General features: G+C 71.8%; 16 protein-coding genes. 8 read left to right on the forward strand and 8 right to left on the reverse strand.

The features are described 5' to 3' along the window. Positions 1–17: 17 nt before the first annotated feature. The 3 genes from ACZ6A9_RS05085 to ACZ6A9_RS05095 form a co-directional block, all read right to left on the reverse strand. On the reverse strand, positions 18–1,124 hold the full coding sequence (locus ACZ6A9_RS05085; protein ID WP_468978589.1) for an amidohydrolase family protein: 1,107 nt from the start codon (positions 1,122–1,124) through the stop codon (positions 18–20). 82 nt (positions 1,125–1,206) lie between these two features. After that, the gene (locus ACZ6A9_RS05090) at positions 1,207–1,539 is read right to left on the reverse strand and encodes a hypothetical protein (protein WP_468978592.1); all 333 of its coding nucleotides are present in this window, start codon (positions 1,537–1,539) and stop codon (positions 1,207–1,209) included. Between the two features lie 96 nt (positions 1,540–1,635). Then, positions 1,636–2,589: a heme o synthase gene (locus ACZ6A9_RS05095; RefSeq protein ID WP_468978595.1), complete on the reverse strand. Its 954-nt coding sequence runs from the start codon at positions 2,587–2,589 to the stop codon at positions 1,636–1,638. 344 nt (positions 2,590–2,933) lie between these two features. Here ACZ6A9_RS05095 and tkt point away from each other — a divergent pair, with 344 nt between their 5' ends. Genes tkt through pgl form a run of 5 tightly spaced genes read left to right on the forward strand, consistent with a single transcriptional unit; the run spans position 2,934 to position 9,506 of the window. Further along, a complete protein-coding gene (tkt, locus tag ACZ6A9_RS05100; RefSeq protein WP_468978598.1) occupies positions 2,934–5,021 on the forward strand; it encodes a transketolase in 2,088 nt (695 codons plus the stop codon). A 34-nt stretch (positions 5,022–5,055) separates the two neighbouring features. Continuing rightward, positions 5,056–6,174: a transaldolase gene (gene tal / locus ACZ6A9_RS05105; protein ID WP_468978603.1), complete on the forward strand. Its 1,119-nt coding sequence runs from the start codon at positions 5,056–5,058 to the stop codon at positions 6,172–6,174. 4 nt (positions 6,175–6,178) lie between these two features. Continuing rightward, a complete protein-coding gene (gene zwf, locus ACZ6A9_RS05110; RefSeq protein ID WP_468978606.1) occupies positions 6,179–7,702 on the forward strand; it encodes a glucose-6-phosphate dehydrogenase in 1,524 nt (507 codons plus the stop codon). Continuing rightward, positions 7,699–8,751, forward strand: coding sequence for a glucose-6-phosphate dehydrogenase assembly protein OpcA (gene opcA / locus ACZ6A9_RS05115; RefSeq protein ID WP_468978609.1), 1,053 nt, complete (start codon positions 7,699–7,701; stop codon positions 8,749–8,751). Before zwf ends, opcA begins: the two co-directional genes overlap by 4 nt. After that, positions 8,748–9,506 carry a 6-phosphogluconolactonase gene (pgl, locus tag ACZ6A9_RS05120; protein ID WP_468978611.1) on the forward strand — a complete coding sequence of 253 codons (759 nt, stop codon included), beginning with the start codon at positions 8,748–8,750 and terminating at the stop codon, positions 9,504–9,506. Before opcA ends, pgl begins: the two co-directional genes overlap by 4 nt. 102 nt (positions 9,507–9,608) lie before the next feature. Here the strand turns inward: pgl and ACZ6A9_RS05125 are convergent, their stop codons facing one another. From ACZ6A9_RS05125 to ACZ6A9_RS05145, 5 genes are all read right to left on the reverse strand, one after another. Then, positions 9,609–10,448, reverse strand: coding sequence for a carbohydrate ABC transporter permease (locus ACZ6A9_RS05125; RefSeq protein WP_228968125.1), 840 nt, complete (start codon positions 10,446–10,448; stop codon positions 9,609–9,611). Beyond that, complete coding sequence (locus tag ACZ6A9_RS05130) at positions 10,445–11,809, reverse strand: ABC transporter permease (protein WP_468978615.1); 1,365 nt, start codon at positions 11,807–11,809, stop codon at positions 10,445–10,447. The genes ACZ6A9_RS05125 and ACZ6A9_RS05130 overlap by 4 nt, the downstream gene beginning before the upstream one ends. 5 nt (positions 11,810–11,814) lie before the next feature. Next, positions 11,815–13,143 (reverse strand): ABC transporter substrate-binding protein, encoded by a 1,329-nt coding sequence (locus ACZ6A9_RS05135; RefSeq protein ID WP_468978617.1) that lies wholly within the window; start codon positions 13,141–13,143, stop codon positions 11,815–11,817. A 43-nt stretch (positions 13,144–13,186) separates the two neighbouring features. Continuing rightward, a complete protein-coding gene (locus ACZ6A9_RS05140; protein ID WP_468978620.1) occupies positions 13,187–14,806 on the reverse strand; it encodes a glycoside hydrolase family 13 protein in 1,620 nt (539 codons plus the stop codon). A 195-nt stretch (positions 14,807–15,001) separates the two neighbouring features. Beyond that, on the reverse strand, positions 15,002–16,273 hold the full coding sequence (locus ACZ6A9_RS05145) for an ABC transporter substrate-binding protein (RefSeq protein WP_468978623.1): 1,272 nt from the start codon (positions 16,271–16,273) through the stop codon (positions 15,002–15,004). Positions 16,274–16,400: 127 nt separating this feature from the next. Between ACZ6A9_RS05145 and ACZ6A9_RS05150 the strand changes: the two genes are divergently transcribed. Genes ACZ6A9_RS05150 through ACZ6A9_RS05160 form a run of 3 tightly spaced genes read left to right on the forward strand, consistent with a single transcriptional unit; the run spans position 16,401 to position 19,988 of the window. Beyond that, the gene (locus ACZ6A9_RS05150; protein ID WP_228968121.1) at positions 16,401–16,916 is read left to right on the forward strand and encodes a PadR family transcriptional regulator; all 516 of its coding nucleotides are present in this window, start codon (positions 16,401–16,403) and stop codon (positions 16,914–16,916) included. Continuing rightward, the gene (locus ACZ6A9_RS05155) at positions 16,913–17,665 is read left to right on the forward strand and encodes an ABC transporter ATP-binding protein (protein WP_468978626.1); all 753 of its coding nucleotides are present in this window, start codon (positions 16,913–16,915) and stop codon (positions 17,663–17,665) included. The genes ACZ6A9_RS05150 and ACZ6A9_RS05155 overlap by 4 nt, the downstream gene beginning before the upstream one ends. A gap of 40 nt (positions 17,666–17,705) precedes the next feature. Further along, positions 17,706–19,988 (forward strand): ABC transporter permease, encoded by a 2,283-nt coding sequence (locus ACZ6A9_RS05160; RefSeq protein WP_468978629.1) that lies wholly within the window; start codon positions 17,706–17,708, stop codon positions 19,986–19,988. The last annotated feature ends 8 nt before the right edge of the window (positions 19,989–19,996 follow it).

A 19,996-nucleotide genomic window follows, 5' to 3' on the forward strand; every position in this document is an offset into this window, starting at 1 on the left:
GCCCAGTCTTTCCCGCGTCACCCCAGCCCGTACACCCGCTCCGCGTTGCCCGAGGCGATCAGGCCCGCCACCCGCCGGGCGTCCTGGAGGGACCACGCGCCCTCCGTGACCCAGGTGCCGAGCACCCGGTCGAGCGCCTCGCGGAACAGGTGGGCGGCGACCACGTGCAGCTCGGGCAGGCCGCGGGCGCCGCTGGAGAAGAGGATCTTGCCGAAGGGGGCGAGTTCCAGCACCTCCGCGAGGACGCTCGCCGCACGGGCGCCGGTGCGCACCAGGGCGGCCCCGCAGTCGGCGTAGACGTGCGGGAAGGCACCGGCCAGGTGGGCGGCGTGCCGGTGGTAGGGGTAGCCGTGCAGCAGGACGAGGTCGGTGCGCAGTCCCGCGGTCGCCCGCACGAAGTCGGTCAGCAGGACCGGGTCGGTGCGGTCGACGCGGGCGCCCGGCGCGCCGAGGCCGGCGTGCAGCTGGAGGGGCAGGCCCGAGGCGACCGCGATCCACAGCAGGTGCCGCAGCAGGACCGGGTCGCTCAGCTCGTCCCCGGCCCGGCGCCCGGCCAGCCAGCGTCCGGCCGCGCCGCGCACCTCCCCGGGGCCCGGCGGTTCGGGGGCGAGCGCCAGACCGTGCCGGAGTCCGGCGACGGAGGTGAAGGCGACCGCGTGGGCGGCGGCACCGTGCACGGACTCGGCGAGGTTGGCGAGGAAGGAGCCGACGGTGCCGGAGGTGTCGGCGACCTGTTCGGCGAGCTGTTCGAGGCGGACGATCTCGTGCGCCTCCGCATCACCCGCACGGCCCAGCTCACCGGGCCCGGTGAGGTCGCCGGGCAGGCCGGTGTCGACGAGGTAGGCGGTGATGCCGCTGCCCCGCAGCAGTCGGCGCCCGGCCTCGATCCCGCCCAGTTCACGGCGCCGGGCGAGATACCGGGCGGGCGGGCAGTGCGGCTCCAGGCCGAGCAGGGGCGGGCACCAGCGGCGTACGGCGAACCCGGTCTGGGTGTCGAACAGGGTGGTGCCGGGGGCGGGCGGTCCCTCGGTGCGGGCCAGCTGGGCCTCGAAGGTGCCGAGGCCCAGCTCGGTGCGGAGCACGCCGTGGCAGTGCTGGTCCACGAGGGACGGCGGGTCGATCATCTCCGGGCTCCCCGTGTGGACGCTGTCACTGCCTACAGGTCCTAACGGGTGAACCGGGGTGGAGGTGCTGCCCTCGGCCTGTTCAGCCGTTGGAGGGGCCGCCGACCTGGATCCCGGCCATCCGGCTCCACTCGTACGGGCCCGTCCTCACCTTCGCGGCGAACTCGCCGTCGAAGTCGTCGTGGACGGTGATGCCCGCCTTCTCGACGGCCTTGCGGGCGATGTCCATCGTGGGGGCGAAGACGTCGCCCCACGCGCCGTCCTCGCCCACGAGGACGATCCGGGCTCCGCGCTCCCCGAGGTACGCGACCTGTCCCTCGGCACCGCCGTGCTCCTTGGCGAAGCCGCCGATCCGCTGGGCGAGCCGTGCCGCCTTCTTCTCGGCCTTCGCGTCCACCTGCTGCGTGTCTGCCATGAACAGGATGCTACCGACGGGTAGATCGAACGGCGACGGGCGGGGTCCGTGGCCTTGACCACGTACCCCGCCCGGGCGGTGCCTCAGCCGGTGTGGTCACCGCAGGAACGGGTCCACGGCGACGGCGACGAAGAGCAGCGACACATAGGTGATCGACCAGTGGAAGAGGCGCATCTCCTTGAGCTTGCCGCCGGTCACCTCGGCCTTCGCGCGGTTCAGCAGCGCGTGGGCCTCCCACAGCCACCATCCGCCCGCCGCGAGGGCGACGGCCGTGTAGAACCAGCCGGTGTAGCCGAGCGGGGTGAGCAGCAGGGACACACCGACCATGACCCAGCTGTAGAGCACGATCTGCTTGGCGACCGCCTTGTTGCCGGCGATGACCGGCAGCATCGGCACGCCGACGCGCGCGTAGTCGTCCTTCACCTTCATGGACAGCGGCCAGTAGTGCGGCGGCGTCCAGAAGAAGATGACGAGGAAGAGGATGACCGGCGCCCACGCCATCGAGTTGGTGACCGCGGACCAGCCGATGAGTACCGGCATGCAGCCGGCGATGCCGCCCCAGACGATGTTCTGCGACGTGCGCCGCTTGAGGATCATCGTGTAGACGACGACGTAGAAGAGGAGCGCGCCGAGGGAGAGCCAGGCCGAGAGCCAGTTGACGGTGAGGCCGAAGAGCAGCGTCGATACGACCGCCAGGGTGATGCCGAAGGCGAGGCACTCGCGCGGGCTGACCATCCCGGTCACCAGGGGACGCTGCGAGGTGCGGTCCATCAGCGCGTCGATGTCACGGTCGATGTACATGTTCAGCGCGTTGGCGCCGCCCGCGGAGAGGTAGCCGCCGACGCAGGTCAGCAGCACCAGCGTCAGGTCGGGCACGCCCCGCTCCGCCAGGAACATCACCGGGACGGTGGTGATGAGCAGCAGTTCGATGATCCGCGGCTTGGTGAGCGCCACGAAGGCCATCAGACGGGCCCCGAACGGCCGATGTGCGGTGCTCTGACTGCTACCCAGCACTCCCGCTGGACGGGATTCAACGGCCGTCACGTACACCCCTACAGAGACATCCCAGCAAGCCTGCCCAGGTGAAGTGGCGGTAAAGGCTCGCGCGTACCACGCCACTCTAGACGTTGCCCAGACCCGGACATCCGCGGGGGTCGCCTCGTGTTGGGCCGCGCCCTCCGAGGTGCGGCCCGAAGCTCGATTGAGCACCCGGATGAGCGGCTCCGTATTCATCTGCCGAATGCGGAAACTTCCCAGTCAGGAGGCGGATGCACGGCAGTGCCCGCACTCTGGAACGACTCGGAAATCCGCACGTCCCACGGGGGTAGGCTCGACCACGCCGGTGGGCAGTCACCGGCTGTCCGAATGCATGTGGAGAGGAGCCCTGACTCAGGGTGAGCACACAGCCGACCACCACAGACCTCGAGTGGACCGAGTTGGACCAGCGGGCCGTCGACACCGCCCGCGTCCTGGCCGCCGATGCCGTACAGAAGGTCGGTAACGGCCATCCGGGTACGGCGATGAGCCTGGCGCCTGCCGCGTACACCCTCTTCCAGAAGGTGATGCGGCACGACCCGGCGGACGCCGACTGGGTCGGGCGCGACCGGTTCGTGCTGTCCGCGGGTCACTCGTCCCTGACCCTCTACACCCAGCTGTACCTGGCCGGCTTCGGCCTGGAGCTGGACGACCTCAAGGCGTTCCGCACCTGGGGTTCGAAGACGCCGGGCCACCCGGAGTACGGCCACACCACGGGCGTGGAGACCACGACCGGCCCGCTGGGCCAGGGTGTCGCCAACGCCGTGGGCATGGCGATGGCCGCCCGCTACGAGCGCGGCCTGTTCGACCCGGAGGCCGCCGAGGGCGAGTCCCCCTTCGACCACTTCGTCTACTGCATCGCCGGTGACGGCTGCCTCCAGGAGGGCATCTCCGCCGAGGCGTCCTCCATGGCCGGGCACCAGAAGCTGGGCAACCTGGTGCTGCTGTGGGACGACAACCACATCTCCATCGAGGGCGACACCGAGACGGCCGTCTCGGAGGACACCCTCAAGCGGTACGAGGCGTACGGCTGGCACGTGCAGCGGGTCGCCCCCAAGCCGGACGGCGACCTGGACCCGAACGCGATCTACGACGCGATCCAGGAGGCGAAGAAGGTCACGGACAAGCCGTCCTTCATCGCCCTGCGCTCGATCATCGCCTGGCCCGCCCCGAACGCGCAGAACACCGAGGCGTCGCACGGCTCGGCGCTGGGCGACGACGAGGTCGCGGCCACCAAGCGGGTCCTCGGCTTCGACCCGGAGCAGACCTTCGAGGTCACCGACGAGGTCATCGGCCACACCCGCAGGGCGCTGGAGCGGGGCCGCGCGGCCCGTGCCGTGTGGGAGAAGTCCTACCAGCAGTGGCGGGACAACAACCCCGAGCGCGCCGCCGAGTACGACCGGATCGCCGCGGGCGAGCTGCCCAAGGGCTGGCAGGATTCCATCCCGGTGTTCGAGCCGGGCAAGGGTGTCGCCACCCGTGCCGCGTCCGGCAAGGTGCTCCAGGCGCTCGGCGCGGTGGTGCCGGAGCTGTGGGGCGGTTCGGCCGACCTGGCGGGCTCCAACAACACCACGATCGACAAGACGTCGTCGTTCCTCCCGGCGGGCAACCCGCTGCCGGAGGCGGACCCGTACGGCCGCACGATCCACTTCGGCATCCGCGAGCACGCCATGGCCGCGGAGATGAACGGCATCGCGCTGCACGGCAACACCCGCATCTACGCCGGCACCTTCCTGGTGTTCTCCGACTACATGCGCAACGCGGTGCGGCTGTCGGCGCTGATGCACCTGCCGGTGACGTACGTGTGGACGCACGACTCCATCGGCCTGGGCGAGGACGGCCCGACGCACCAGCCGGTCGAGCACCTGGCCTCGCTGCGCGCCATCCCGGGCCTGAACGTCGTCCGCCCGGCGGACGCCAACGAGACCGCGATCGCCTGGCGGGAGATCCTCACCCGCTGGACGAAGGAGTTCGGCAAGGGCACCCCGCACGGTCTGGCGCTGACCCGCCAGGGCGTGCCGACGTACGAGCCGAACGAGGACGCGGCGCGCGGCGGCTACGTGCTGTTCGAGGCCGAGGGCGGCGAGCCCGAGGTGCTGCTGATCGCGACCGGTTCCGAGGTGCACGTCGCCGTGGAGGCGCGGGAGCGGCTCCAGGCCGGCGGTGTGCCCACGCGCGTGGTGTCGATGCCGTCCGTGGAGTGGTTCGAGGAGCAGGACCAGGGGTACCGGGACAGCGTCCTGCCGCCCTCCGTGAAGGCGCGCGTGGCCGTCGAGGCGGGGATCGGTCTCACCTGGCACAAGTACGTCGGAGACGCCGGCCGCATCGTCTCCCTGGAGCACTTCGGTGCCTCCGCCGATGGCAAGGTGCTGTTCCAGGAGTTCGGCTTCACCGCCGAGAACGTGGCCGCCGCCGCCCGGGAATCGATCGCCGCGGCCCGGCGCTGACGCTCACATACGACACGTAGGAGATGGAATTCCCATGACAGACGCACTGAAGCGCCTTTCCGACGAGGGCGTCGCGATCTGGCTGGACGACCTGTCGCGCAAGCGGATCACGTCCGGCAACCTCGCCGAGCTGATGGACCAGCAGCACGTCGTGGGCGTCACCACCAACCCGACGATCTTCCAGAAGGCGATCTCCGAGGGCGACGGCTACGACACGCAGCTGACCGACCTCGCCGCCCGCAAGGTCACCGTCGAAGAGGCCATCCGGATGATCACCACGGCGGACGTCCGGGACGCCGCCGACATCCTGCGCCCGGTCTACGACGCCACCGACGGCCGCGACGGCCGCGTCTCGATCGAGGTCGACCCGCGCCTGGCGCACGACACCCGCGCGACGGTCGCCGAGGCCAAGCAGCTGGCCTGGCTGGTGGACCGGCCCAACACGCTGATCAAGATCCCGGCGACCGAGGCCGGCATCCCGGCGATCGCCGAGACGATCGGTCTGGGCATCAGCGTCAACGTGACGCTGATCTTCTCCCTGGAGCGCTACCGCAAGGTCATGGACGCCTTCCTGACCGGCCTGGAGAAGGCCAGGGAGCGCGGCCTGGACCTGTCGAAGATCCACTCCGTGGCGTCCTTCTTCGTGTCCCGCGTGGACACCGAGATCGACAAGCGGATCGACGCGCTCGGCACCGACGAGGCCAGGGCGCTGCGCGGCAAGGCCGCCATCGCCAACGCCCGGCTGGCCTACCAGGCGTACGAGGAGGTCTTCGCCACCGACCGCTGGGCCGCGCTGGAGCGCGAGGGCGCCAACAAGCAGCGTCCGCTGTGGGCGTCGACCGGTGTGAAGGACAAGGCGTACAAGGCCACGATGTACGTGGACGAGCTGGTGGCGCCCAACACGGTGAACACCATGCCGGAGGCGACGCTGGCCGCCACCGAGGAGCAGGGCGAGATCCGGGGCAACGCCGTCGCGGGCACCTACGAGCAGGCGCGCGCCGACCTCGACGCGGTCGAGGCGCTCGGCATCTCCTACGACGAGGTGGTGCGGCTCCTGGAGGACGAGGGCGTCGACAAGTTCGAGGCGTCCTGGAACGACCTGCTGAAGTCGACCGAGGCCGAGCTCCAGCGCCTCGCCCCTTCGGAGGGCTGAGACCTTGTCGAGCAGCAATCCGCTGCGTGACCCGGCGGACCGGCGGCTCCCGCGCATCGCGGGGCCGTCGGGCCTGGTCATCTTCGGCGTCACGGGTGACCTGTCGCGCAAGAAGCTCATGCCGGCCGTGTACGACCTCGCCAACCGGGGGCTGCTGCCGCCGGGCTTCTCGCTGGTGGGCTTCGCCCGCCGGGAGTGGGCGAACGAGGACTTCGCCCAGGAGGTGCACGACGCGGTCAAGGAGCACGCCCGCACCCCCTTCCGTGAGGAGGTCTGGCAGCAGCTCATCCAGGGCATGCGCTTCGTGCAGGGCACCTTCGACGACGACGAGTCCTTCGAGCGGCTGCGGGACACGATCGACGAGCTGGACAAGGCCCAGGGCACGGGCGGCAACTTCGCCTTCTACCTGTCGGTGCCGCCGCGTTCCTTCCCGGTGGTCATCCAGCAGCTGAAGAAGCACGGGCTGGCCGACCAGACCGACGGGTCCTGGCGGCGCGCGGTGATCGAGAAGCCGTTCGGGCACGACCTGAAGTCGGCCGAGGAGCTGAACCGAATCGTCCACGAGGTGTTCGCCCCGGACCAGGTGTTCCGGATCGACCACTACCTGGGCAAGGAGACCGTCCAGAACATCCTGGCGCTGCGCTTCGCCAACACGATGTTCGAGCCGATCTGGAACCGGTCCTTCGTGGACCACGTGCAGATCACCATGGCCGAGGACATCGGCATCGGCGGCCGGGCCGGCTACTACGACGGCATCGGCGCCGCCCGCGACGTCATCCAGAACCACCTCCTGCAACTGCTCGCGCTGACCGCGATGGAGGAGCCCGCCTCCTTCGACGCGGACGCGCTGGCCGCGGAGAAGACCAAGGTGCTCGGGGCCGTGAGGCTGCCGAAGGACCTGGGCCGCGACACCGTGCGCGGACAGTACGCGGCGGGCTGGCAGGGCGGCGCGAAGGCGGTCGGGTACCTGGAGGAGGACGGCATCGACGCCTCCTCCAAGACCGACACCTACGCGGCGATCCGCCTCGGCATCGACAACCGCCGCTGGGCGGGCGTCCCCTTCTACCTGCGCACCGGCAAGCGGCTGGGCCGCAGGGTGACGGAGATCGCCGTCGTCTTCCAGCGGGCCCCGCACTCCCCCTTCGACACCACGGCCACCGAGGAGCTGGGCTCGAACGCGATCGTCATCCGCGTGCAGCCCGACGAGGGCGTCACCGTGCGCTTCGGCTCGAAGGTGCCGGGCACGTCGATGGAGATCCGGGACGTGTCGATGGACTTCGCCTACGGCGAGTCGTTCACCGAGTCCAGCCCGGAGGCGTACGAGCGGCTGATCCTCGACGTCCTGCTCGGCGACTCCAACCTCTTCCCGCGCACGGAGGAGGTCGAGCTGTCCTGGAAGATCCTCGACCCCATCGAGGAGTACTGGGACGCCAACGGCCGGCCGGCCCAGTACCCGGCCGGCACGTGGGGTCCCGTCGAGGCGGACGAAATGCTCGAGCGAGACGGACGGAGCTGGCGCCGGCCATGAAGACGGACCTCACGGACACCACGGCCAGCAAGATCAACAAGGCGCTGGTCAAGAGCCGCCGCGCCATCGGCACCCCCGCCGTCGGCATGGTGCTGACGCTGGTCGTCGTCACGGACGAGGAGAACGCCTACGACGCGCTGAAGGCGGCGAGCGACGCCGCCCACGAGCACCCTTCGCGCACGCTCGTCGTCATCAAGCGTGTCTCCCGCTCGCTCCGTGACCGGACCCAGTCACGGCTGGACGCCGAGGTGCGGGTCGGCGCGGACGCCGGTACCGGCGAGACCGTCATCCTCCGTCTGTACGGCGAGGTCGTCGACCACGCCCAGTCGGTGGTGCTGCCGCTGCTGCTGCCGGACGCCCCGGTGGTGGTGTGGTGGCCGGTCAACGCCCCGCTGGACCCGGCGCAGGACCCGCTGGGCGCGCTGGCCCAGCGCAGGGTGACCGACACCTACGCCTGCGAGAAGCCGGTGGAGGAGCTGGCCGCCCGGGCCGAGGCCTACACTCCCGGCGACACGGACCTGTCGTGGACCCGCATCACGCCCTGGCGTTCGATGCTGGCCGCGGCGCTGGACCAGGTCGCCTGCGAGGTGCAGGGCGTGGAGGTGGAGGGCGAGGAGTTCAACCCGAGCTGTGAGCTGCTGGCGATGTGGCTCGCGGACCGGCTGGACGTTCCCGTCAGGCGCACCCGCTCCGCCGGTCCAGGGCTCACGGCGGTCCGCATGGACACCGACTGCGGCCCGATCGCGCTGGACCGCGCCGACGGTTCGCTGGCGACGCTGTCCATCCAGGGTCAGCCCCAGCGGGCGGTGGCGCTCAAGCGCCGCGACACGGCGGAGCTGATCGCGGAGGAGCTGCGCCGCCTCGACCCGGACGACACCTACGCCTCGGCGCTGCGGTACGGCGTGGAGCGGCTGAAGTCCTCGAACGGGGCTGACGGGCCGGCCAAAGGAGGACGGGAAGCGGTCCTCACGCCCATCGAGTCGGCTGCGAAGGTTCCCGCGGCCCAGGCGACGGCGCAGGCCCCGGTGAAGAAGGCGGCGGCGAAATGAGTGCGGCACCGCGGCTGGTCGTGCACCGGGACAAGGAGCTGATGGCTCAGGCCGCCGCGGCCCGGCTGATCACCAGGATCGTGGACGCGCAGGCCTCCCGGGGTGCGGCGTCCGTGGTCCTGACCGGTGGCCGCAACGGCAACGGTCTGCTGGCCGCGCTGGCCGCGGCCCCGGCGCGGGACGCGGTCGACTGGTCCCGGCTGGACCTGTGGTGGGGCGACGAACGCTTCCTGCCGGAGGGCGACCCGGACCGCAATGTCACCCAGGCCCGCGAGGCGCTGCTCGACGCGGTGCCGCTGGACCCGAAGCGCGTGCACGCCATGCCCGCGTCGGACGGCCCGCACGGCCCGGACGTGGACGCGGCGGCGGCCGCCTACGCGGACGAGCTCGCCGCCGCGGGCGACCCCGTCCCCGCCTTCGACGTCCTGATGCTGGGCGTGGGCCCGGACACCCATGTGGCGTCCCTCTTTCCCGGACTCCCCGCGGTCCGCGAGACGGAACGCACGGTGGTCGGCGTCCAGGACGCCCCGAAGCCCCCGCCGACCCGGATCACCCTGACCCTCCCGGCGATCCGGGCGGCGCGGGAGGTCTGGCTGCTGGCCGCGGGCGAGGACAAGGCGGAGGCGGTGGCGACCGCCCTGTCGGGAGCGGACGCACCGCAGGTCCCGGCCGCCCTGGCGAAGGGCCGGACCGAGACCCTGTGGCTCCTGGACCAGGCAGCGGCGTCACACCTGAACAGCCCGTCCGGCGTTTGAGGACGAGGCCCGTCCAGGGCCGGAAGGGGGTCCGGGGCGCAGCCCCGGAAACGGGACAGGGAAGGGGCGGCGGGGGCGAAACCCCCCACCGCCCCGCCCCCCCTACTTCACCGACCCCGCCATGACCCCCTGCACGAAGTGCCGCTGGAACGCGAAGAACACCACGACCGGCACGATCAGCGACAGGAACGCCCCCGGCGCGAGCACGTCGATGTTGCTCCCGAACTGCCGGATCTGCGACTGCAGTTGGACCGTCAGCGGCTGCGAGGAACTGTCCGCGAACAACAGCGCCACCAGCATGTCGTTCCACACCCACAGGAACTGGAAGATCGCGAGGCTCGCGATCGCCGGCCGCCCCACCGGCAGCACCAGCCGGGTGAAGATACGCCACTCGCTCCCCCCGTCCATCCGCGCCGCCTCCAGCATCTCCTTCGGCATCTCCGCGAAGTAGTTCCGCAGCAGGAACACGGCGAACGGCAGCCCGTACGCCACGTGGAACAGCACGACGCCCGGAATGGTCCCGAACAGCCCCAGCTGGCCGAAGAGTTTGGCGACCGGCAGCAGGCCGATCTGCACGGGCACGACCAGCAGCGCGACCACGACGAGGAACACGGCGTCACGTCCGGGGAACTCCAGCCAGGCGAAGGCGTATCCGGCGAGCGCCGCGACGACCACGACCAGCACGGTCGTCGGCACCGAGATCAGCACGGTGTTCCAGAAGGCCTGGGTGATGCCCGAATTCTCCAGCAGTGCCGAGTAGTTGTCGAAGGACAGCTGCCCGGGGTCGGTGAACACGGTCCACCAGCCGCCCTTCGCCGTGTCCTCGGCCGACCGCAGCGAGGACAGGAAGAGGCCGGCCAGCGGTGTCATCCACACCAGAGCGATGACCACCAGGAAGGCCTGTACCACCGTGCTGCCGAGCACCCGCCGCACCGCGTTCATCGCTCACTCCTTCGGAAACGGCGCACGTTGAACACCATGGCCGGAACGACCAGGAGCAGCAGCAGCACGCCGAGCGCGCTGCCCAGCCCCTGGTTGTTGCCGCCGCCGAACGACACCAGCCACATCTGCGTCGCGAGCACGGTCGCGTCCTCCTGCACCGGCCCCGGCGCGATGATGTACACCAGGTCGAAGACCTTCATCACGTTGATGACCAGGGTCACGAAGACGACGGTGAGGACGGGCGCCAGCAGCGGGACGGTGATCCGGCGGAAGATCTGCCACTCGTTGGCGCCGTCCATGCGGGCCGCTTCCAGCGCGTCCCGGGGCAGGGCGGCGAGCCCCGCGCCGATCAGCACCATCGCGAACCCGGTCCAGATCCACAGGTACGCCCCGATGATCGCGGGGGTGACGAGCGCCGGGCCGAGCCAGGAGATGCCGTCGTAGGGGGCGGCGAAGTTCGACGACGGCAGCTTCAGGGCGTACGGGCCGCCCTCCAGCCCGGTGAACCGGAACGAGCCGTCGGCGGCGGTGGTGGTGCGGGCGACGGTGTCCCCCTCGCGCACCGCTTCGACCGTGACGCCGGGCAGGCCGCTCTCCCCCGGATCGACCACGCCCGGCTTCCCTCCCCCGCCGGGGGTGAAGTCGAGGTGGACCACGCCGCGCACCTCGTCGGCGCCGGCCTTCCCGGCCGCCGCGAAGGCGGGGGCTGCATCGCCCGGCAGGTCCTTGGGGGCGACGCCGACCAGGCCCAGCACGGCGGCCGTCCCGCCGGGCGAGACGTCCGCACCGGTGACGTACGAGCCGTCCGCCTCCTTGGTCAGACCCTCGCCGTCCCGCGCTCGCGCGGTCGGGTATGAGGAGCTGCCCCGGAAGGCGTCGTGGACGGAGACGACGGCGGCGTTGAGGACGCCCTTGTCGGGGTCCTCGTCGTAGGCGAGCCGGAAGATGATGCCTGCCGCCAGGAAGGAGACCGCCATCGGCATGAACAGCAGCAGTTTGAAGGCGGTGGCCCAGCGGATCTTCTCCACCAGGACGGCCAGGATCAGTCCGAGTCCGGTCAGCAGGGTCGGCGCGACGACGACCCAGACGGCCGTGTTCCGGACGGCGGTGAGGGTGGTCGGGTCGCGGAACATCTCCGCGTAGTTCCCGCCGCCGACGAACTCGTCGCCGGAGGCGTCGAAGAGGCTGCGGCCGACGGAGAACAGCACCGGGTAGACCACGAGCGCGCCCAGCAGGAGCAGCGCGGGGAACACGAACAGCAGGGCGATGACCCGCCCCCGGCGGCGCAGGCGCCGGGCGCGCGCGCCGCCGGGGTGCACAGGTGCCGGAGGGCTCGCCTCTTTCACCAGGGTGGCGGTCATGTCCGTCAGTTCCCGTACGCCTTGGCCGCGGCCTTCTCGAGTTCGGCCGCGGTCTTCGCGGGGTCGGCCGGGTCGCGCAGGAAGTCCTGGAGGATCTTCCACTCGCCGGCGCCCTTGGTGCCGCCGAAGGCCGCGGGGGCCTGGTCGGACATGTCGAAGCGGACCGAGTCGCCGGCGGCGATCAGGGACTTGGCGGTGGCCCGGGTGACGTCGTCGCCGTAGGAGGAGAGGTCGAGCTTCTTGTTCGGGGAGAGGAAGCCGCCCGCCCCGGCCCAGACGGCGGCCGCCTCGGGGCTCGCCAGGTACTCCACGAGCGCCATGCCGGCCTCGCTGTTCCTGCCGTCCTTGAGGACGACGGCCGCGTCGCCGCCGCTGACCACGGGGGCCTCGCCGTCGCCGACCGGCGGGAAGGGGAAGAAGTTGGCGTCGGTGCCGATGTCCTTGCCGAACTGGTCCTTGGCGACGCCGGCGACGAAGTCGCCCTCGTAGACCATGGCGGCCTCGGCCTCGGGGCCGAAGACCTTCTCCACCGAACCGGGGAAGTCGGTGTTGAGGGCGCCCTTCTGGCCGCCGGCGATGAGCTGCTTGTCCTTGAACAGCGTGCCGAGGGTGGTGAGCGCCTCGACGACCGTCGGATCGGTCCACTTGATCTCGTGCGCGGCGAGGGCGTCGTACTTCTCGGGTCCGGCCTGCGAGAGGTAGACGTTCTCGAACCAGTCGGTGAGGGTCCAGCCGTCCTGTCCGGCCACGGAGAAGGCGGCGAGTCCGGAGTCGGAGACGGTCCGGCCGTCCTTCAGCATGGCGTCGAAGGTCTTCGGCGGGGTGACGCCGGCCTGTTCGAGGGCCTCGGGGCTGTACCAGACGGTCGACTTGTGGGCGGCCTTGAAGTAGAGGCCGTAGAGGGTGCCGTCGACGCTGCCGTAGTTCTGCCAGACCTCGGCGAAGTTGTCGCCGACGGTGGCGGCGACCTTCTTGTCCAGGGGCTTGAGCCAGCCGTTCCCTGCGAACTGCTTGAGCACGCCGACCTGCGGGACCATGACGACGTCGGGGGCGTTGCCGCCCTCGATCTTGCTGCCGACGACGGTGGAGACGTTGTCGCCGGTGGAGACGAACTGGGTCTTGGCGCCGGTCTTCTCGGTGAAGGCGTCCAGCACCTTCTGGAAGTTCTTCTGCTCGCTGCCGGACCAGACGCCGGCGACGGTGACGGTCTGGCCGTCGAGCGATCTGTCGCCGCCGCCGGCCGCGACGGGCTCGCTGCCGCCGCAGGCGGTCGCGCCGAGCGCGAGGACGAGGGCGGTGCATCCGGTGAGCAGGGTGGTACGTCGTCGCATCATCATCGATGTCCCTTCGGTGTACGGGCGTGAGGGAGCGTGCTTCTCAGGGGGCGTCGATCCACCAGGCGGCGGTGGAGCCGGGAAGCACTCCGGCCGGGCAGGGCCCGCTGGCGAGCAGCGGGGTGCCGGGAACGGGAGCGGGTACGGGGGCGGTCGTGAAGTTGACGGCGCAGACGAGGCCGTCACCGCGGGTGAAGGCGAGGACGCCGGGCTGGGTCTCCAGCCAGCTCAGCGTGCCGTCGCCCAGCTGCTCCAGTGCGGAACGCAGGTGGAGGCCGTCGCGGTACAGGTGCCAGGAGGAGCGGGTGTCGGCGAGCGCGCGGTGGGTGGCGTACTCGGCGAAGTACTCCGGCTGCGGCAGCCAGGGCTTGGCGAGGGCACCGGAGGTGAAGCCGAACGGGGAGGCCTGTCCCGACCAGGGCAGCGGCACCCGGCAGCCGTCCCGTATCCGCGCGCGGCTGCCGGTGCGGCGGAAGATCGGGTCGGTGAGCACCTCGTCGGGCAGGTCGACGACCTCGGGCAGGCCCAGTTCCTCACCCTGGTAGATGTACGCGGCCCCGGGCAGCGCCAGCATCAGCAGGGCGGCGGCGCGGGCGCGGGCGGCGCCGAGCCCGCTGCCCTCGGGGGCGGGTTCGCCGTAGCGGGTGACGGTGCGGACCTGGTCGTGGTTGTTGAGGACCCAGGTGACGGTGGAGCCGGTGCCGGCGATGTCCTGCATGGCCTCGGAGATGACCTTGCGGAAGGCGTCGGCGTCCCAGGGGGCGCCCAGCAGGTCGAAGAAGAAGGCCTGGTGGAGCTCGTCGGCGCGGACGTACCGGGCGTGTTCGCGGGCGGTGGGGACGGAGACCTCGCCGACCAGGAGCCGTTCGCGGCCGTCGCGGGCGGTGTACTCCTCGCACACGGAGCGCCAGTGCCGCCACACGTCGTGCACCTCGGGCTGGTTCCAGGCGAGCGGGTTGACCGAGTCGCGGGTGCGGGCGTCGGCCTCGGGGTCCGGGGAGTCGGGCAGTTCGGGGTGCTTGAAGAGTCCGGCGGCGACGTCGATGCGGAAGCCGTCGACGCCCCGGTCCAGCCAGAAGCGCAGGGTGCGGTCGAAGTCGGCGGCGACCTCGGGCTCGCGCCAGTTCCAGTCCGGCTGTTCGGGCGTGAACATGTGCAGGTACCACTGGCCGGGGCGGCCGTCGGGCTCGGTGACCCGGGTCCAGGCGGGGCCGCCGAACATGGCGTGCCAGTTGTTGGGCGGCTCGGCGCCGTCCGGTCCGCGGCCGTCGGCGAAGTGGAAGCGGGCGCGCTCGGGGCTGCCGGGGGCGGCGGCGAGGGCCTCGCGGAACCAGGGGTGCTCGCTGGAGCAGTGGTTGGGGACGATGTCGAGCAGGATCCTGATGCCGAGCCGGCGGGCTGCGGCCACCAGCAGGTCGAACTCGGCGAGGTCGCCGAAGACCGGGTCGACGTCGCGGTAGTCGGCCACGTCGTAGCCGTGGTCGTGCTGCGGCGACGGGTAGAAGGGGCTCAGCCAGATGCCGTCCACGCCGAGCTTCCTCAGGTAGGGCAGTCCCGCTCTGACTCCGGCGAGATCGCCGATGCCGTCACCGGTGCTGTCCAGAAAGCTGCGGACGTACACCTGGTAGATCACCGCGTCACGCCACCAGTTCTGCCTGTTCACACCATTGACCTGTCTCTGAGAAGGCCTAGTTGTTATGCATGCATGTTAAGTAGGGATGTCGAGAGGGTGTCAATGAACCTGCGCAAGCTACCGGGCGGTTGGGTGAAGCAAACCGGGACGAAAGTCCAGACAACGGGCACAGTTGAGACGTTCGCGTTACCTAACAGGTAACTAGAAAGGCGAAAGAGTTCCGGTCTATCGGGAGGAGACGGCGGCGAGCTCGCCCGCCAGCCGGCGCACCGCGGCCTCGGGCGTCTGCCGCCCGGCCATCGCGTCGTGCACCACCGCCTGCACCACCAGGCTCACCTGGTCGTAGTGCGGGCTCTTCGGGCGCGGAGCGGCGGCCCGCACGCTCTCCCGCAGGGTCGGCAGGTACGGGAACCGCCGGACCAGCCCGGGATCGTCGTACAGGTCGGCCCGTACGGGCGGCAGCGCGCCGCGCGTGAGCACCTGGCGCTGGACGCGCTCGCTGGTGAGGTACGCGATCAGGCGCGCGGCGGAGTCGGGGTGCCGGGCGTGGCTGCTGACGGCCAGGTTGGAGCCGCCGAGGACACTGGTGCCCGGGCCCCCGGGACCGGGCAGCGGCACGGCGCCGACCTTGCCGGCGACCTTCGATCCCGGGGCGGAGGCCGCGACGTAGGCGTAGGGCCAGTTGCGCAGGAAGAGCAGCCGCCCGTCCTGGAAGGCGTGCCTGGACTCCTCCTCCTTGTACGCCAGCGCCTCCTTCGGTATCCATCCCTCACGGATCCCGCGGGCCAGGAAACCGATGCCCTCCCGGGCCGCGCGGGAGTTCACGGTGACGCGTTCCCCCTCGTCGCCGAGGATGGTGCCGCCCGCCGAGTAGACGGCCTCGGCCGCGTTCACCGTCAGCCCCTCGTAGGGGAGGAACTGGCCCGCGTATCCGTCGAGTCCGTGGCGTGGGGCGAGGGTTTCGGCGGCGTGTTCCAGCTCGGCCCAGGTGCGCGGCGGCGGGACGCCCGCCGCGTCGAGGACGTCCTTGCGGTACAGCAGCAGCCCGGCGTTGGTCACGTACGGGACGGCGTGGAGCCGGCCGTCGTAGGTCGCGGTGCCCACGACCGGGCGCAGGAAGGTGCCGAGCGGGAAGCGGTCACGGGGCAGCGGACGGATCCACCCGGCGGCGGCGAACTCCGAGGTCCAGCTCACGTCGATGTTGAGCACGTCGAAGCGGCCGCGTTCCCCGCCGCGCAGGTCGGTGATCATCTGCGCGCGGGTCTCGTCGGCCGAGTCGGGCAGCTCGACGAGGGTGACCTTCTCGCCGGGATGGGTGCGGTTCCAGCCGTCGAGGACGGCGCCGAGATAGCCGGTGAGGTCGCCGGCCGTGGCCAGGGTGAGCGGTCCGCGGCCACTCCCGGCGGGCTCGCCCGCCCGTGCGCCGGAGGCGACGTGACCGGTCAGGACCACGATCAGGACGAGGAGGCCCCTACCCGCGGCATGGATCCACCGCATAGGTTCCTCCCTGTACACCGGCACCCGGGCACCATCGTCCGAGTCAGAGGCCATGTATACCCGTTAGGTATGGGCGATACTAGGGCCTGCGGCACATTGCCCCCAGGACGCGAGGAGGAGAGCACGAGTGCGGCTTGCCCTCCTGGCCCTGCTCGCCCGCGGCCCGGCCCACGGCTACGAGCTCAAGCAGGACCTTGAGCAACTGCTGGGCGCCGCGTACCCTCAGCCGAACGTCGGCCAGATCTACGTCACCCTCGGCCGCCTGGAGAAGACCGGACTGATCGAGGGCGAGGACGTCGAGCAGTCGAGCCGGCCCAACAAGAAGGTCTACCACCTCACCGACGCCGGGCGGGAGGCGCTGCGCGCCTGGTACGAGGAGACGGCGGACGAACCGCGGGTGCGGGACGAGTTCTTCATGAAACTGGCCCTCGCCCCGCAGACCGGTCTCGCCGACCAGATCGCGCTGATCAACAGACAGCGGCGCCAGTACCTGAACAGCATGCGGCAGCTCTCGAAGCTGGCCGCGGCCGAAGACCGGGACAACCGCATCTCCCACCTGCTGATCGAGGGCGCGATGCTGCACCTGCAGGCCGACCTCGACTGGCTGGAACGGTGCCAGGAAGAGCTGGAGGAGCTTCAGTGAGCGAGAGCACCGCTGAAGTGCTGCGCGCCGAGGGCCTGGTCAAGACGCACCACGGCGAGGGCGCCCCGGCCCGGGCCGTGCGCGGGGTGGATCTGCGGGTGACCCGGGGCGAGTTCGTGGCGATCACCGGCCCGTCCGGTGCGGGCAAGTCGACGCTGCTGCACCTGCTCGGCGGGCTCCAGCGGCCCGACGCGGGCAGCATCTGGCTGGACGGCGAGTGCACCGACGGCTACGGCGAGGCCCGCTGGGCCGTGGAGCGCCGCAGGCGCATCGGAATCGTGTTCCAGTTCTTCAACCTCGTCTCCGACCTGTCGGTCGCCGACAACGTGGAGCTGCCCGCCCTGCTCGCCGGGGTGCCCCCGAGGAAGGCCCGCGCCGAGCGCGAGGAGCTGCTGGCCGAGCTGGGCCTCCAGGGCAAGGAGCGCAGCATGCCGGGCGAGCTGTCCGGCGGTGAGCAGCAGCGGGTCGCCCTCGCGCGGGCACTGGTCAACCATCCGCCGCTGCTGCTGGCCGACGAGCCCGCGGGCAGCCTCGACAGCAGGGGCACCCGCGAGGTGATGCGGCTGCTGTCCCGCTTCCACCGGCGCGGGCAGACCATCCTGCTGGTCACGCACGACGCCCGGCTGGCCAGCGCCGCGGACCGGGTGATCAGTTTCTTCGACGGCCGGATCGCCGACGACGCGGAGCTGGACGGCGGCGCACCGACGCGCCGGGCCGGCACCTCGGGCGTGCTGGAGCTCAGGGACTGACATGCGCCGCCACGACCTCCCTTCGAAGGACTGACCACCGGTGCGGGCGACTCTGCGCTGGGCGCACTCCGATCTGCGCAGGCACCGCGGCGAGGCGCTGTTCCTGGTGCTCGCCACCGCGGGCATCGTCGCGTCCCTGCTGCTGGCCACGGCCCTCTTCGGCTACGCCACCAACCCCTGGCAGCGCGTCTTCACCCAGGCGCACGGCGCGCACGTCACGCTGCACACCACCAGCGCCGCCGACGCCGGCGAGCTGGCCGGCCTGGACGGTGTCGAGTCCGTCGCCGGCCCCTACCCGACGTCCTCCCTCACCCTCGCCTCCAAGGGCGGCCGCGCCCTTGTCGAGCTGCGCTCCACCCCCGCCCGACCGGAGGTGGGCCGCCCGCTGATGACCTCCGGGCACTGGCTGGACCCGGCCACCCCGGACGGCGTGGTCCTGGAGAGCCGGCTCGCCCGGGCGCTGCTCACCACGCCCGGTGACACGCTCACCGTGCCCGGCACCGCGCGCAGACTGACCGTGGTGGGCATCGCCGACAGCGCCGAGCCGCGCTACCGGCCGGGTGAGCGCTCCGGCCTGGTGTGGGCCCTGCCGGCGGCGGTGCCGGAACCGGGCGGGCAGGTCGTCGGGCTGCGGCTGACCGACCCGGGCGACAGCGGGTACGCGGTGCAGCGGGCGGTGACCGAGCTGGGCGCCGGGGCGATCGGCGAGGTGACGACCTGGCAGCAGGCGCGGGCCGAGGCGCAGGGCGACAACCGGCTGCTGGGGCAGGTGCTGGGACTGTTCGGGCTCGGCGCGCTGGTCGCCGCCGGGTTCGCCGTGCACGGGGCGATCGCCACCCGGATCCGGGGGCACCTGCGGGACCTGTCCGTCCTGAAGGCGATCGGTTTCACGCCCGGCCAGGTCGTCCGGGTCTTCCTGGTGCAGCACCTGGTCTACGCCCTGCTCGGGGCGGTGGCCGCCGCCGCGCTCACCGAGGCGCTGGGCGGCGCGGTGCCGGGGCGGCTCGGGGACGCGGTCGACGTGTGGCAGGGGCTGCCCGGGCACACGGCGGCACTGTTGGCGGTCCCGGCGGCGGCAGTGCTGTTCATCGGCGCGACCACCGGGCTGGCCGCCTGGCGGGCGGGACGGGTGCCGCCCGTGCCGGTGCCGCGGCCCGCGGCACTCCCGGCGGGACGGCTGACGGGTGTGGCACGGCGGGCGCTGGGCGCACGGGTGCCGCCCGCGCTGGTGCTGGGCTGGCACAAGGCGTTCGGCCGCCGGTCGCGTTCGCTGGGCGCGGTGGGCAGGCTGGCGCTGCCGCTGCTGCTGATCGTGGTGGCACTGAGCGCCTGGACCACCATCGACCGCTTCCACAGCAGTCCCGAACGCATGGGGATGCCCACCGCGCTCGGTGTCCGCGCGGACGCCTCACTGGACGTCGCGGAGGCCCGCGCCCTGCTGGAGCGCGATCCGCAGGTCGCCGCCGCCTACCCGGGCGTGGAGGTGGCCGCGCTGGTCCCCGGCCAGACCGCCACCATCGCCCTGCGCGGACTCGGCACCCGTGCGCAGCCGTACCCGTTCACGCTGGCCGAGGGCCGCGCCGCGCGGGGACCCCACGAGGCGGTGGCCGGGCAGGGGCTGCTCGACCTGCTGCACGTGCGGGTCGGTGACTGGGTGCGGATGACCGTCGGCGACCGGCCGCAGATCCTGCACATCGTCGGCCGCAGCATCGAACCGGAGAACGCCGGACGGGTCATCTCCACCTCGCTCGACACCCTCCGCGCGGGCGATCCGGACCTGCGGCCGAGCCGCTACCAGCTCCGGCTGGAGCCCGGCGCCGACCCGGACGCGGTCGCCGCCCGGCTGGCCTCGGCGGGCCTCGGCCACCTGGACGTGCACACGGTGACCAATCCGGCGGACGGACTGTCCCCGCTGCGCGCGGTCGTGCTCGGGCTGATCGTGATCCTCGCGCTGATCGGGCTGATCGAACTGCTGACGGCGATCGGCGGCACGGTCCGCGAGGGCGAACGCGATCTGCTCGCGCTCAAGGCCATCGGCCTCTCCCCCCGGCAGATCACCGCCGTCACGGTCACGGCCACCGCCGCTACGGCCCTGGCGGCGATGCTGCTCGCGGTGGCCCTGGGGCTGCCGCTGGCGCACTGGCTGATCGACGCCCAGGGGAGATCGAGCGGCATCGGCGCCGGCATCGCCCAGGGCCCCTCCCCGCTGCTCCTGCTGCTGCTCGGTACGGCCGCGGTGCTGGGCGCCGCCGCGCTCGCCGCCCTCCCGGCCGGTCGAGCGGCCCGCCGCCGTCTCGCGGACACGCTCGGCGCGGTGGCCTGAGGAGCACC

The organism is Streptomyces sp. NPDC041124, from assembly GCF_055592385.1.

What these genes read in the sequence shown, in the direction of transcription:
- ACZ6A9_RS05145 (WP_468978623.1), bottom strand. Translation starts at nt 16,273, where the DNA reads ATGCGGTGGATCCATGCCGCGGGTAGGGGCCTCCTCGTCCTGATCGTG.
- ACZ6A9_RS05125 (WP_228968125.1), bottom strand. Translation starts at nt 10,448, where the DNA reads ATGAACGCGGTGCGGCGGGTGCTCGGCAGCACGGTGGTACAGGCCTTC.
- ACZ6A9_RS05135 (WP_468978617.1), bottom strand. Translation starts at nt 13,143, where the DNA reads ATGATGCGACGACGTACCACCCTGCTCACCGGATGCACCGCCCTCGTC.
- tal (WP_468978603.1), top strand. Translation starts at nt 5,056, where the DNA reads ATGACAGACGCACTGAAGCGCCTTTCCGACGAGGGCGTCGCGATCTGG.
- pgl (WP_468978611.1), top strand. Translation starts at nt 8,748, where the DNA reads ATGAGTGCGGCACCGCGGCTGGTCGTGCACCGGGACAAGGAGCTGATG.
- ACZ6A9_RS05130 (WP_468978615.1), bottom strand. Translation starts at nt 11,809, where the DNA reads ATGACCGCCACCCTGGTGAAAGAGGCGAGCCCTCCGGCACCTGTGCAC.
- ACZ6A9_RS05090 (WP_468978592.1), bottom strand. Translation starts at nt 1,539, where the DNA reads ATGGCAGACACGCAGCAGGTGGACGCGAAGGCCGAGAAGAAGGCGGCA.
- ACZ6A9_RS05085 (WP_468978589.1), bottom strand. Translation starts at nt 1,124, where the DNA reads ATGATCGACCCGCCGTCCCTCGTGGACCAGCACTGCCACGGCGTGCTC.
- opcA (WP_468978609.1), top strand. Translation starts at nt 7,699, where the DNA reads ATGAAGACGGACCTCACGGACACCACGGCCAGCAAGATCAACAAGGCG.